At 61.5% G+C, this 703-nt stretch carries 2 protein-coding genes; both read right to left on the bottom strand.

Going from position 1 to position 703, the window contains the following annotated elements; translation table 11 throughout:
• The coding region (locus ACTFO6_RS17400; RefSeq protein WP_439935691.1) for a dihydrofolate reductase family protein at positions 1-438 on the bottom strand (438 nt) is incomplete at its 3' end.
• 119 nt (positions 439-557) lie between these two features.
• On the bottom strand, positions 558-701 hold the full coding sequence (locus tag ACTFO6_RS17395; protein WP_439935692.1) for an SRPBCC domain-containing protein: 144 nt from the start codon (positions 699-701) through the stop codon (positions 558-560).
• Positions 702-703 lie beyond the last annotated feature (2 nt).

The raw sequence follows: 703 nt of genomic DNA, 5'->3' as shown, positions 1-703 counted from the left end.
CAGGTCGGCGGCGAGGAGCGACTGCACCATCGTGGGGCTGCCGTAGACGTAGATGTAGCCGCCCGGCTGCGCCCGCAGGTCGGCCACGGTCTTCAGAAAGTCCTTGCCGCGGATGAGGGTGGTCGGGTGCCACACGATGTCGGCCTCGGTGAGCGTGTCGGAGACCACATACTTTTGCACGCGGTTGATCCAGTCGGAGAAGTCGTCTCCGGAGCGGCTGGGCCAGGCCATTGCCGACACCTGATAGGTACGCCGACCCTGCAGGAGGACGTCGCTTTGCTTTGCCAGGGCGTCGAACGTCCCGCCCATGACCTCCGGGTCGAAATACTTCCCCATCCACCCGCCGTGGGCAAAGCCGCCGTCGGTGTCTTCACTGGGTGCGCCCGGTGCCTGGACGACACCGTCGAGGCTGATGAATTCGGTGATGAGCGTCTTCATGGGGTCTCCTTTTTGTGTTGACTAACGGCCTGCACTTCACCTGCGCCGCGGAGCGGCGTTAGGTGCAAGCGCTTGTCGGACAGGTAGCATGTGGCCTGAATTGTCGCGAGCATCGTCAGCTATTGTTCCAAGAACTTCTTCAGGGCCGCCAGCATCATTTCCCACATCCTCTCGGAATGCTCGCGCGCTTCTTCAGTCGGATTATTGTCTTGGGTCAATGAGACGCGGGTTTGATTTCCCTCGCCCGATATCTCGATCGTCACCG

The organism is Pelomicrobium sp. G1, assembly GCF_051905455.1.
Classification (GTDB): domain Bacteria; phylum Pseudomonadota; class Gammaproteobacteria; order Burkholderiales; family UBA6910; genus Pelomicrobium.
The sequence above is the reverse complement of the archived record's forward strand: the minus strand, read 5'-3'. Positions and strand labels throughout refer to the sequence as shown.